Source organism: Arthrobacter sp. M2012083, from assembly GCF_000281065.1.
GTDB lineage: Bacteria > Actinomycetota > Actinomycetes > Actinomycetales > Micrococcaceae > Arthrobacter.
Map to the genome: position 1 here is coordinate 106,368 of NZ_AKKK01000013.1, position 12,405 is coordinate 118,772.

Here is a 12,405-nt window from a genome sequence, read left to right on the forward strand (position 1 = left end):
ATTCTACCGACGGCGAGCGCTTGGGAGCTGACCGCTCAGGATTCCCCCTCAAGGGCGGTGATACGCGCACAGCAGTGTCCCGGGCCATGGTCCGGATCCGGTACGACGACGTGGGTAGTGAGCCCGGAGGCCGTCGCGGCGCCGTTGAGGAAGGCGCCGTTCATGGGGCACACCACGTCCCTATGGTCCCGCGACAGGCGATGGAACGGACAGTTGAGCAGGCGGTATCCCCCGAATGCATCGGGGGTGGGTCCGTACCCAAGCTCGGAGATCGCTCCGATGAAATCGCCCGGCCTTCCGAACTCGCTTCCCCTGGCTGAAGCGACCTCACGCAGGGCAGCCGCAACGGGAGCGCCACTGGCCTCAGCTCGCTGGATGGCTGCTGCCAGGAGGTGGCCGGCGAGGTCGTAGTGCCGCTCAGGGATGGAGACGCCAATCTCATCCACCATGGGCCTGTAGAGCTTTGACGGCCGCCCGGACCCTGGACCCGTCCTGTCGGGCGACTTCCTGAACTCGACTTGCAGGAGTCCCTCACGGACCAGTCGGTCCAAATGGAAAGACACCGAACTGCGGGGCAAGTCCAGAGTCGAAGCCGCCTCATTTCGCCCCACCGCGCCACCGGCATTCAGAACGTATTCATACAGCTTGCGGCGGTTCTCATCGCCCAAGGACGCGACGGCTGTGATTTTCCGGATCCACGGGAGGTCGAAAGTGCCCATGCATCAACGTTAACTCTAAAAACAAGAACCACTGCTTTATTGGCTGACCGCGCCAAGGCCCAGGATCAGGACGGCGGCACCACGACGAGCCGGGCCATGATCTCAGCGCGCGCCGAGGCCAACGTCTTGTCATCCGGGCATGCCAGTGAGACATACACCGAGGATGCAGGAGCGCTGAACAACCTGGCCAAGACAACGGCTGACTGGCCGCCTGATGCCGAAGAGGATTCCAAACTGAGGAACTCAACGTTGTGTTGCGGTTTGTCCGAGTCTTCCCCCCAACGCAACGACGCCGGTTTCAAGCCGTCCACCGCAACACCGGAATTCACGTAATTGAACAATTCCTTGGTTGAAGCAACGTCGTCGCCAGCCACCACCAACGGCCCCTGATTCACACTAACCCGGACCGCTAGAATGCATCCGTCCGTCTTCTTGTATCTGGTCTCACCCTGCAAGGCCGAGTGAACCACCGACCAGCCAGGCACTTCCTCCAACCGGGTGGAGACGGTCACCGGCTCCCCGGGTGCCAGGGTTTCCCCTGCTGCCAAAGGCAAATCCTTCGCGGCCACCGCGGCCGCGTCGTGCCCAGGTGTGATAGTGGGAGTCGCCAGCGTGGATACCGATGGCGAAGGCTTCGGAGCTGCCGGATCAGGAACGTTGACGGTGCAGCCGGCCAGCATGACACCTGCGGCTCCGGCGGCAACCAAGCCAGCCAGTCGTCGTCGAACGTTGTTCGCCACTACTTCTCCCTGTCTGCTGTCTGAGCTATGCCGCCCGATTTCCGGCTACCGCGCCTCGTCGCCGCGATCGAGTCTAGCCGCCTGCGGCAACGAGCCTCCGCCAGCACCGCGCACGCACTAGGCAAGCACCCATAGGCCTGCGGGAACAAGGTCAACGACGACGGGCAACTCGGCGATGCGCTCGCCGTCGGCGTAGGCAACCACCCCCACGGCGTCCAACTCCACTTTCCGGACGCGCTTGATCTCCACAGCCGGATGGCTGGTGTGCTTCCCGGCGAAAACTTTGGGGAACACGGCAAGGAAGCTGAGCCGCGACAACGGCTTCACCAGAAACATGTCCAGCCACCCGTCGTCTGGCAATGCGTCGGGAGTAATGTTCATACCCCCACCTATGAACCGCCCGTTGGCCACTGAAATGAGCAAGGCAGGTTGACGCCAGGTCACGTTGTCGGCGGTCACGGTGTAGGTAATGCGCCGGAAGGAAAGCAGTTCCCTGAGCATCGCAAGGTTGTACCGGCTCTTCCCGCGGGGCCACCGCCAGGAATTGGCCCGTTCATTGACGGCCGCGTCAAAGCCGGCGGACAGGACGCCCGCGAAGTATGTGATCCCACCACCGGCGGCGACCCGCCCGACGTCGATCCTGCGTCCGCCCGCCTCCAGCGCAGCCAGCAGCCTGCGGCACGCGGCACCAGTGTCGTTCAGCGGCAAAGCCAACAGCCTCGCCACATCGTTGCCTGTTCCGGCGGGAACAATTCCAAGGGGAATGTCCAGCCCGGCGAGCGCATTGACACCCAAATGGACCATGCCGTCGCCACCCACCACTACCAAGGCCTCCACGCCGGCCGCCAAGGACACATCCACCGCCCTCCGCAGGGTGTCGTACTTGTCGGCTTCAAGTACGACGACGTCGAGGCCGGCGGCGCGGAGGAGACCCACGGCTTGGTGCCCGGCATTGCGTCCTCGGCCAAATGAGGCGGCAGGGTTAATGGCGACAGCGACTTTGTTCGGCATGCTCAGGGGTTATGGGTTGCCGAAGGGTTCACAGCGTGAATTATGCCAGCGGGAACCACGGGCGCCGTTACCGACGTTCACATAGTGGCTGGATAAACTTGCCAGTACCGCGCCTCTTCAGAAGCGCACCGTCATCATAGAGAAGGGCCCGTGCTTGGCCGAGGGCAACAGCTCGCACTATCAGGTTCTCCGCGTTTCCGTCACAGCTACGGACAAGGAGATCAAAGTGGCCTACCGCAAGGCTGCCCGGAAGGCCCACCCTGACCACGGTGGAGAAGCAGAGATGTTCCGGCGCGTGACACTCGCGTACGAGACCCTCATTGATCCCAAACGGCGGGCCGAGTACGACCGAAGGTACGCCCGAGGAGCCTCAAACGTCAGTCAGCCCCGTCCCGGGGACTACACCGGCCCTGCAGCGCCGGATTCCTCCGCCACTACCAATGTCAAGCGACCCCAGGCCCAGCGCAATACTGCGGGCGACCCCCCTGTCTATGTCCCTGCGTTTGACGATCCCACCGAAGTTCCGCTCATTTCAGCGGCGGAAGCGGCTCAGCAGGTCCACGGACTCCCCCGCAAACGGGGCATTTTTGGAGCCGAGGCCCGCATTCAACGCGAGATGCGCACTGTGCAGCTCATCAGCCGACAGGTCCTGACTGCCATACCCGCGGCCCGGCTGATCAACGGCCTGCGCTCGCCGTCGGACAACAATCACATCGACCACGCCGTTCTATCCGGCTACCGCCTGGCATTGATTGGTTCCATGCTGCTGCCCAAAGGTGCCTACGCGTGGGACGGCCATTCCCTGCGGCACGGCGGGCGTTCGGTAGCTCCTCCTCAGCTCGCGCACATCGTCCGCCACATGCAGGACCTTTTTCCCGAACTCAATGTCACAGGCTGGGTGGTTCTGCACAGTCCTGACGGCAACCTCCACGAACCGGTGATCGACCAATACGGCAAGGGCATATCGAGCCACAACCCAGTGGAAGTGGTCAATGCCGCAGGGTTGGTAAGGGGGCTCAAGCAATTCCTCAGTTCAGGGCCAGCGCCGAACACCGTGGTGATACCTGTGCTGGCACGGTTGCTTCGCGGGATGCACTAGGCCCAGCCGACTTCTACGCGGCTGACTAAGATGGGACAGTGTTCCGCATCCTCTTCCATACTCCAGAAATCCCGGGCAATACGGGCAACGCCATCCGCTTGGCCGCCATCACGGGGGCCGAGCTCCACTTGGTGGAGCCCCTCGGCTTCGATTTTTCCGATGCCAAGCTGCGTCGCGCCGGCCTTGATTACCACGACCTCGCCGTAGTTACGGTCCACAAGGACATCGAAGCCGCCTGGTCCGCGCTCAAACCGGAACGGGTTTTCGCCTACACCTCGGACGGTGAGACGTCCTATACGGACATCAGCTACCGCGAGGGCGACGTCCTGATGTTCGGTCCGGAATCCGTGGGCCTGCCGGATTGGCTCAAACAGGATCCGCACGTTACGGCGCGTGTTCGCCTTCCCATGAAGCCTTCGCTTCGATCGCTCAACCTGGCCAATGCCGCTTCGATCGCCGTGTTTGAAGCGTGGCGGCAGAACGGATTCGCCGGCGCCAAGGTCTAGCCCATCCAACGGGGCTACAGCACCGAATACCTTATGCAGGACTTTTCCTGCTTTGGACATTCGTTGAGGGAGCCTACGTGAGCGCGCTGCAGACCAGGGTGATGACGGCAAACCGCTGCACCGCCGCGCCTTCGACGCAATCCCGTTATGCTGCCGGTTTCAAACGGGACGACATATGCTGGACGGTGATGGACATCCCCAACAATCCCAGCCCCCCGGTCTCCGAAGCCACCGGCTCTTCGACTGATCTGAACGCGCAGCTGGCTGGCCTGCTCGAACTCGTGGCAGCAGGCGACCAGCAGGCTTTCGCCGAGTTCTATAGCCTCACCTCGCGGCGTGTGTTCGGTATGGCCAGGCGCGTCCTGATAGACCCCGACCTCAGCGAGGACGCCACCCAAGAGGTCTACATCCAGGTCTGGCAGGGTGCTGCCAAATTCGACCGTGCCGCAGGCAGCCCGCTGGCTTGGCTCATGACGATTGCCCACCGGAGGGCCATAGACCGTGTCCGCGCCGTGCAGGCAGCAACTGACCGGGAGGCCAGATACGGCGCAGCCAGCCAGGACCCGGACCGCGACCTGGTGGCGGAGGAAGCCGACACCAACCTGGAGGCCGAAGCTGTCAGCCGCTGCCTCGGTACGCTCACGGACACGCAGCGCGAATCAGTCCGGCTCGCATATTACGGCGGACTGACCTATCGGGAAGTCGCCGAACATCTCGGTGCCGCTGTCCCGACCATCAAATCCCGCATCCGCGATGGACTACTACGCCTGAAGACCTGCCTGGGGGTGGGTTGATATGAGTGAAAACACCAGTGGAGGCTTTATCCGCAGAATGTTTGCCAACGACATCGCCACCGACCTCGCTGAGGGGCGCGTTCTCGAACTGGCCGAAATCTATGCCCTGGACGCCCTGAGTGACGACGAACGGGTAATGATCGACGACTATCTCAAGGACGCTCCGGAACGTCCTGAATTCCTGGATCGGGTCCGCGAAGCCCGCGAGGCACTGTCAGTCAGTTTCGCGCCGGAAGAGACACCCCCGGCCAGACTCTTCGACAACATCATGGAACGCATCACCACGGATGCCGCTAGCCGACCCACTGCTGAGCCGGCGGCTTCGCCTGTGGCGAATCCCGCCGTCGACGACCTCGCAGCGGCCAGGGCCAAGCGCGAAGAACGCACACGCGCCGGTGGCCCCCGCAGATGGATCGTGGGAGCCGCCGCAGCAGCAGTGATTGCACTGGGCGGCATCGGAGTGGGCGCTTACGTTTCTGCGCAGAATGACCCGGTCAACCAGGTGCTGCAGGCACAGGATGTCCAGAAGAAATCCGCGCCTGTCCCCGGCGGCGGTACGGCCACCATCTCTGCATCAACGGCCAAAGATTCATTCGTCGTTCTGATGGATGGTGTCGCACCGGCCCCGGAGGGCAAGGTCTACCAGTTGTGGACCCTGCCCAAGGATGGCTCCGCCCCTGTACCGCAGGGAACCATGGATGCGGAGACACTCTCCAAACCTGCTGTTGTCAAGGGCCTGTCCTCAGCTTCGTCCGTAGCCATCACCGTGGAACCCACGGGCGGATCAAGCGCCCCCACCACGGACCCGGTCCTGGTGGTCGGACTCAGCGCCTGACCCCTGGCGATGTAGCGCACGACGGCGGCCGCCCCTTGGGTGGGACGGCCGCCGTCGTCAGTTTTTGTCGGCTGCCATCGCAGCTGGACCACTGTTGTCGAAGCTACAACACCAGCGACAGAAGCATCACGAAGCCGAAGCCCACCACGGAGATCAGCGTCTCCATCACCGACCAGGTTTTGAATGTCTGCCCAACGGTAAGACCGAACAACTCCTTCACAAGCCAGAATCCGGCGTCGTTGACGTGTGACAGGAAGAGGGAACCTGCGCCGATAGCCAAAGCCAGCAAAGCCGCATGCGTCGGACTAAGGCTGCTGGCGAGGGGCGCCACAATGCCCGCCGCCGTCACTGTCGCCACTGTGGCCGAGCCCGTAGCCAGGCGGAGGGCCACCGCCACGATGAAACCGAGCACCAGGACCGACATGTTGGCGCCTTCTGCCCATTTCTTGACGGCATCGCCCACGCCCGCGCCGATCAACGTCTGCTTGAAACCACCGCCGGCGCCCACAATGAGGAGGATGGCCGCGATGGGTCCCAGGCTTTCACCCACTTTGGCTGTGATCCTGCTGCCCGTGAAACCTACGGCGTATCCGAACGTCACGATAGCCAGGAGAACCGCCAGCGTCATGGCCACCAGAGGCTGGCCCACGAAGTCAAAGAAGATCCTGATGCCCGGTGCCGTTTCAGGGTTTGGCCAGATGATGCCGCCCAGGGCTTTCAACAGCATGAGGACCACGGGGAAGATGATGGTCAGCAGTGTCACAAGGAACGACGGCTGGCGCTTCACTTCGCTCAGATCGGCTGCGTGCTGGGTGTCGATGCCTCCGGCTACCGCCGGCGCGTCAACAGGTACCCATCGGGCAGCCAACCGCGAGAAGAGCGGGCCACAAATAATTACCGTAGGAATAGCAACGAGGATACCCAGGCCGAGCGTTGTTCCCAGCTCCGCTTTGACTGCGCTGATCGCAATCAACGGGCCCGGGTGCGGCGGCACCAGTCCGTGAAGCACGGACAGGCCAGCCAACGCCGGGATCGCGATGCGCATCAGCTTCATCTTGGACCGCTGAGTTACCAGGACAATCACCGGAAGCAACAGAACGAGTCCGATTTCGAAGAACATTGGCAAGCCGATGATCACTGCCACGAGCGTGATCATCCACACGAGCTTGTTGCCGCTGGCTTTGGCCAACAGGGTGTCCACCACACGGTTGGCTCCGCCGGAATCAGCCAGCAGCTTCCCGAGCATGGCTCCAAGGGCAATGAGCAGGCCGACTTCCTTCAGGACACCCCCAACGCCGTCCTCGAAGTTGGTGATGACCTTGCCCAGTTCCACGCCTGACGCCAGTCCCACGAAGGCCGAGCCCAAGACCAGCGCCAAGAACGGATGCAGTTTGAGTTTGGCAATCAGCACCACAATCAGGGCAATGCCAAGTGCTGCCACCACAAGAAGTTGGGTGTCGTGCGCTGTCCATTCCTGCACCTGGGTCGCTGTTTCCAGGACCCTCACGAGGCGGTCACTTCTGTACCGGCGCCCAAGGGCCGCAGACCCAGCCGTTCAATGACTTCGTCGGCTTCTTCGGCCGGCGACGCGGAAACGCACAATGAGATGTGGTCTTCGTCTTCCGTGGGTTCCTCAAGGGCGTCGAACTGTGACTCCAGGAGCGACGGCGGCATGAAGTGACCATGCCTGGAGGCAAGGCGATCCGAGATCTTGTCCTTGCTCCCCTGCAGGAAGACGAAGACAACCCCTTCACCCCGGAGGACATCGCGATATTTCTTTTTCAGTGCCGAACAGGTGATGATCGCCGGGGTTCCGGCATCCACGTGCTCCCGGATCCAATCCGAGATGATGCCCAGCCAAGGCCAGCGGTCCTCATCGCTGAGGGCCTGTCCCGAGTGCATCTTTGCCACGTTAGCTTCAGGATGGAGATCATCGCCTTCGGCAAGATCCCACCCGAGTTTCCCTGCCAATACGCCGGCTACGGTCGATTTGCCCGAACCGGAGACTCCCATAATCACCAGTACAGGTTGCTGCGCAGTCTTCGCCATCAAAGTCTGCCTTCCTCGAATAAATATGATTTAACCGAGATCAAGCATATGACACGGGTTACACCTCAGCAACGTCAGAAGCCGGCGATGGTGCTTGATCCGTTGATGGACACCACATGGAAGGCTTCCGCGCTGGTCCCGGCAGGCAGGCCGGCACGCTCCCCGTTGGACAACATCATGCTCCGGACTACCCGCTCCATACCTTCAATGTCCGGGTGCTGGCTTGCATGAACGCGGATGGCGTCAAGCTTTGCGTCCACTTGGTCCGAAACGTCCACAAAGTGGTTCTCCCGGGCGTCCGGGCTGGAGATAAACCACAACCACGGGAGCTTGTAGGCAGTAAGTCCTTCCGCAGCCAGCTCCGGGTAGGCAAAGGGATTTTCCACGGCGGGGTAGACCGCCCGGGTCACGGCTTCGCCTGCCGCGAGGTGGTCGGGATGGCTCTTCTGGAGCCGGTCCCAGTTCCTTTCCGGGTGCATAGTGAGCACGATGTCGGGGCGGATTTCGCGAATCAGCTTCACTACCTGCTTGATGACGCCATGTGTCGGCTCCAGGTAGCCATCACGCTCGTGCAGATAGTGGATGTCGGTGACTCCCACCAGGGCCGCTGCCCGCTGTTGCTCCTCTGCTCGGAGTTCGGTGATCCGTTCCCTATCCACCGGATCAAAACCGCCGGCGTCGCCGTCGGTCATGATGCAATAGCTGACCTCGACGCCGGCCGCAGTCCAGGCAGCGATGGTCCCGGCAGCGCCAAAGTCGATGTCGTCAGGATGGGCAGTAAAACAAAGCACCCGCTCAACGCGCTCCGTGGAGGCATCGAACGGGCTCTTTGCTGACGTGTCGTCAGTGGACAAAGGGATCAGCCTTTCCGCTTCTTGATCTCCGCAGTTGCCTGCGGGAGAACCTTGAAGAGGTCACCGATGATGCCGTAGTCGGCAATCTCGAACACCGGCGACTCTGCGTCCTTATTGATGGCCACAATGACCTTGGAAGTCTGCATCCCGGCCTTTTGCTGAATGGCTCCTGAGATGCCGGCAGAAATGTACAGCTGCGGTGACACCGTGACGCCGGTCTGGCCAACTTGTGCGTCGTGGCCGATCCACCCGGCATCGGTAGCGGCGCGGGACGCACCAACTGCCGCGCCCAGGGCGTCGGCAAGTTCTTCGAGCGGGCCGAAGTCGCCGTCCACGCCACGACCACCGGCAACGACGATCCTTGCTTCGCTGAGGTCCGGCCGGCCGCTGACGGGCTTCTCGGTCCGCGCCGCGATGCGTGCGGAGTTCGCGATCGCGTCCGCCGGAACGTCTACCGTGGAGGTTGACGGGGCTGCCGCAGTACCAGCCGGAGCAGGCTCTACGTTGTTGGCCTTGACCGAAAGAACCGTTACCGGAGTGGTGGCCTTAGCGGTGGTGTTGTAGGAGCCCGCCAGAACCGACTTGTGCGCGGTGCCGTCAGCCTCAACGCCCACGACGTCGGTGATGACGCCGGCGTTGAGCTTGATGCCAAGCCTGCCCGCGATTTCCTTGCCCTCAGGCGAGTTGTCCAGGAGTACCGTTGTAGCTCCGGATGCTGCCACGGCAGCGGCGAGGTAGGCGGCCTTGGGTCCCACCAAGTAGTTGTCGAGGTCGTCCACCGACGGCTGGTAGACCGTGGTGGCACCGTATGCACCCAAGGTGGCGGCGACGTCGTCGTGCAGCTCTCCGGTGAACGCGACGGCGGTCTCCCCCAGGGAGCGGGCGATGGTCAGGAGCTCCAGGCTGCTCTTCTTGAGAGCTGCTCCCGGGTTGTCAATGAAAACAATTGCATTTGCCATGGTTGGAGTCCCCTTTAGAGCAGCTTCTGTGCGGCGAGGAAGTCGACCAGCTTGATGCCGGCGTCGCCGTCGTCGGTGATGATGGTTCCTGCTGTCCGCGGTGGGCGTGCCTCTGCGGACTCCACCACTGTCCACGAGCCGGCCAGGCCTACGTGCGAGGCGTCCACACCGATGTCGGCCAGCGACAAGGAGGCAATCTTCTTCTTCTTGGCAGCCAGGATGCCCTTGAAGTTGGGATAGCGTGGTTCGTTGATCTGGTCAGTCACCGAGACCACTGCAGGGAGTTGCGCTTCAACCGTCTCGGAGAAGGCGCCAGCGTCGCGGCGGGCCCTGACCTGGCCGCCCGTCACCTCAAGGCTTGAGGCAAAGGTGACCTGCGGGACCGACAAACGCTCGGCAAGCTGGGCCGGGATGAGCGAAGTCTCGCCGTCCGTGGACGCCATGCCCGTCAGAACCAGATCCACAGGTCGCCCGTCGGCCGAGATGTGGCGGATGGCGGCGGCAAGGGCCAGCGATGTAGCAGCAGCATCCGAACCAGCCAAAGCATCATCGCTGAGGTGGACGCCGGAATAAGCGCCGATCTGGAGTGACTTCTTCACAGCATTGACCGCACCGGACGGGCCCATGCTCAAGGCAATGACCTCGTTCCCGGCCTTCGGGCCTCCGCGTTCCTCCGCCAGTTGGAGCGCTGCCTCGAGGGCGTATTCGTCCAGTTCGGACAAAATGCTCTCTTCACGGTCGGTTGTGTTGCCAGGTCCGGTGATGTGCCGGTCGAACTGGGCGTCCGGGACGTGCTTGACCAGAACGACAATCTTCAATGTCTCTTCCACTGTCTTCGAAGCAGCCTTCCATGCTTGTGGACGGCCAAACGCAGCAGCGTGGCCGTAAATTGCCCATCGCGTGGGCTCGTCCTAGCTAAGCATATTGCCCGCAGAAAACCACTCCCAGCGTTAAGTCCTGTTTCAGCTACATGCGATGCATTGCGTGTTCAGTTCACCCGCGTGGACACAGCAAAACGGCGGGCGACACCGAGGAGGTGCCGCCCGCCGTCGTGCGTTGTTCTTGCCTGCTGTTGGGCCGCTTACTGTCGCTCAGCCTACTGCTGGGCGGCGTCGAGGGTGACCTCAACCTCTTGCGTCTGGCCGCCACGCTGAATGGTGACCTTCACTTTGGCACCGGCCGGCTGTTCGCGTACAGCTGCGGTCAATTGGTTGGGATCGCTCACGGTGTAATCGCCGAACTTCGTTACGACGTCGCCAACCTTGAGCCCAGCCTTGGCAGCTGCCGAACCCGACGTCACCGACGCAACCTCGGCCCCCACGGAGAAGCCTGAATCGCTGCCCGAAGAGGACTTCGAACGAACGGACACACCAAACTGACCATGGCTGGCCTTGCCGGTGTCGATGATCTCCTGCGCGACCCGCTTGGCGTGGTTGATCGGGACACTGAAACCAACGCCGATGTTACCGGTGGACGTTTCGGAGGTACCGCTGCCCGCCGAAGCGATGGCCACGTTGACGCCGATAACTTCACCCTTGCTGTTCACCAAGGCACCACCGGAGTTACCCGGGTTGATGGCGGCATCGGTCTGGATCACATTTATGGCAATCGAGCCGGCATTGGCTGCACTCTGGCTCTGGCCCCCATTAGGTGGAGCGAACTGGAAACCTTCGTCGTCGCCCTGGCTCTCATCCGGCGTACCTTCCGGCACGGCAGACGACGCAACACTAATGGTGCGGTTGAGCGTTGATACGATGCCGTCCGTCACCGTGCCCGTGAGGCCCAGCGGCGAACCGATGGCGACGGCGGTGTCCCCCACGTTGATCTTGGACGAGTCACCCAGAGTAGCCGGGACCAGGCCCGATGCGTCGCTCACCTTGATCACAGCGAGGTCTGATAACGGATCCGTGCCAACCACGGTGGCCTTAAGGACCTTTCCGTCGCTCGTCCGGACCTCGATGGCAGCGTTGGCGGTAGCACCGTCCAACGTGACGACGTGGGTGTTGGTGAGAATGTGGCCTTGGTCGTCAAGGATGATGCCGGAACCCGTTCCGCCCTCGTTGCCGCTGGTCGCCTTGATGGTCACCACGCTGGGTGATGCCTTGGCTGCCGCAGCGGTAATGACGTTGACGTCGTCCTTGTTGTTCACGATGACCGTGCTGGACTGCCCGCCTGTGGAAGCAGCCGGGGCGGGGTTATCCCACAGCGCGTTACTTCCGGCCACTACACCACCACCGATCAATCCCGCTGCAAGCATGCTTGCCACAAGAGTGCCGACACCGAATGCCGGCTTGCGCTTGTTGGCTACCGCCGAAGAGTGGCCGGGGGTGTGCTGCATTCCGGGGCCATTTTGGCCTTGGGAATGCTGGAATCCTTGTGCGTTGTGGAACTGGGTGCCGGTATTTCCATTCGGTCCGGGGTTTGAACCACCGTAGAACGGCTGGTGCTGGGGGTAGCTCGGGCGGTGCCCCGGATCATGCTGCTGCTGCGGAGCGCCGTAGTACTGCGGCTGCTGCGGTTGCTGGGACTGCTGCTGGGTTGCCGGCGATTGGAAGGCAGGCAGCGGAGTGGTGGGCTGAGCGGTGCCTTCCGTCCCGGCTTCGCGTCCTGAAGTCCAGGCAGGCTGCTGGGTAGCGGCCGCATCGCCCTGCTCCCCCGTCGTATTCCGCGGCTCTGATGGCTCGCGGTTCTCTGGTGCGGTGCCCTGCGCTGGGTTCTCCGTCATGGGTCTTCCTTTCGTCCTCGTCTCCAATAACTATGTACCCAATAACTGGAACAAAAGCGGACGTTCGCTGGGAGCTTCCTGAAAGGCCTCCACCCCTGTTCCCGCCGTCGGGGG

13 protein-coding genes are annotated in these 12,405 nt (G+C 62.4%); 4 read left to right on the plus strand and 9 right to left on the minus strand.

Annotation, left to right across the window (positions count from 1 at the left end; translation table 11 throughout):
• Positions 1 to 35: 35 nt before the first annotated feature.
• The 3 genes from A477_RS0108310 to A477_RS0108320 form a co-directional block, all read right to left on the minus strand.
• Positions 36 to 719 (minus strand): helix-turn-helix transcriptional regulator, encoded by a 684-nt coding sequence (locus A477_RS0108310; RefSeq protein WP_017198552.1) that lies wholly within the window; start codon positions 717 to 719, stop codon positions 36 to 38.
• A 65-nt stretch (positions 720 to 784) separates the two neighbouring features.
• Complete coding sequence (locus A477_RS0108315) at positions 785 to 1,459, minus strand: hypothetical protein (RefSeq protein WP_017198553.1); 675 nt, start codon at positions 1,457 to 1,459, stop codon at positions 785 to 787.
• Positions 1,460 to 1,576: 117 nt separating this feature from the next.
• Positions 1,577 to 2,470: a diacylglycerol/lipid kinase family protein gene (locus A477_RS0108320; RefSeq protein ID WP_026005458.1), complete on the minus strand. Its 894-nt coding sequence runs from the start codon at positions 2,468 to 2,470 to the stop codon at positions 1,577 to 1,579.
• Positions 2,471 to 2,624: 154 nt separating this feature from the next.
• Between A477_RS0108320 and A477_RS0108325 the strand changes: the two genes are divergently transcribed.
• The 4 genes from A477_RS0108325 to A477_RS0108340 all read left to right on the plus strand — a co-directional run bounded on the left by A477_RS0108325 (position 2,625) and on the right by A477_RS0108340 (position 5,704).
• Entirely contained in the window at positions 2,625 to 3,569 is a 945-nt protein-coding gene (locus tag A477_RS0108325) for a J domain-containing protein (protein WP_017198554.1), read from the plus strand.
• A 38-nt stretch (positions 3,570 to 3,607) separates the two neighbouring features.
• Positions 3,608 to 4,075: a tRNA (cytidine(34)-2'-O)-methyltransferase gene (locus A477_RS0108330; protein WP_017198555.1), complete on the plus strand. Its 468-nt coding sequence runs from the start codon at positions 3,608 to 3,610 to the stop codon at positions 4,073 to 4,075.
• 188 nt (positions 4,076 to 4,263) lie between these two features.
• The gene (gene sigK / locus A477_RS0108335; protein WP_026005459.1) at positions 4,264 to 4,869 is read left to right on the plus strand and encodes an ECF RNA polymerase sigma factor SigK; all 606 of its coding nucleotides are present in this window, start codon (positions 4,264 to 4,266) and stop codon (positions 4,867 to 4,869) included.
• A gap of 1 nt (position 4,870) precedes the next feature.
• Positions 4,871 to 5,704 (plus strand): anti-sigma factor, encoded by an 834-nt coding sequence (locus A477_RS0108340; RefSeq protein ID WP_017198557.1) that lies wholly within the window; start codon positions 4,871 to 4,873, stop codon positions 5,702 to 5,704.
• 103 nt (positions 5,705 to 5,807) lie between these two features.
• On the opposite strand, the gene A477_RS0108345 is transcribed toward A477_RS0108340, so the two are convergent.
• The 6 genes from A477_RS0108345 to A477_RS0108370 form a co-directional block, all read right to left on the minus strand.
• A complete protein-coding gene (locus A477_RS0108345; RefSeq protein ID WP_017198558.1) occupies positions 5,808 to 7,211 on the minus strand; it encodes a GntT/GntP/DsdX family permease in 1,404 nt (467 codons plus the stop codon).
• Positions 7,208 to 7,753 carry a gluconokinase gene (locus A477_RS0108350; RefSeq protein ID WP_017198559.1) on the minus strand — a complete coding sequence of 182 codons (546 nt, stop codon included), beginning with the start codon at positions 7,751 to 7,753 and terminating at the stop codon, positions 7,208 to 7,210. The genes A477_RS0108345 and A477_RS0108350 overlap by 4 nt, the downstream gene beginning before the upstream one ends.
• Before the next feature lie 74 nt (positions 7,754 to 7,827).
• A complete protein-coding gene (locus A477_RS0108355) occupies positions 7,828 to 8,607 on the minus strand; it encodes a PIG-L deacetylase family protein (protein WP_017198560.1) in 780 nt (259 codons plus the stop codon).
• Between the two features lie 5 nt (positions 8,608 to 8,612).
• Positions 8,613 to 9,566: an electron transfer flavoprotein subunit alpha/FixB family protein gene (locus A477_RS0108360; protein ID WP_017198561.1), complete on the minus strand. Its 954-nt coding sequence runs from the start codon at positions 9,564 to 9,566 to the stop codon at positions 8,613 to 8,615.
• Between the two features lie 14 nt (positions 9,567 to 9,580).
• Entirely contained in the window at positions 9,581 to 10,384 is an 804-nt protein-coding gene (locus A477_RS0108365) for an electron transfer flavoprotein subunit beta/FixA family protein (protein WP_044568573.1), read from the minus strand.
• 278 nt (positions 10,385 to 10,662) lie between these two features.
• Complete coding sequence (locus A477_RS0108370) at positions 10,663 to 12,291, minus strand: S1C family serine protease (protein WP_026005460.1); 1,629 nt, start codon at positions 12,289 to 12,291, stop codon at positions 10,663 to 10,665.
• Positions 12,292 to 12,405: the final 114 nt, after the last annotated feature.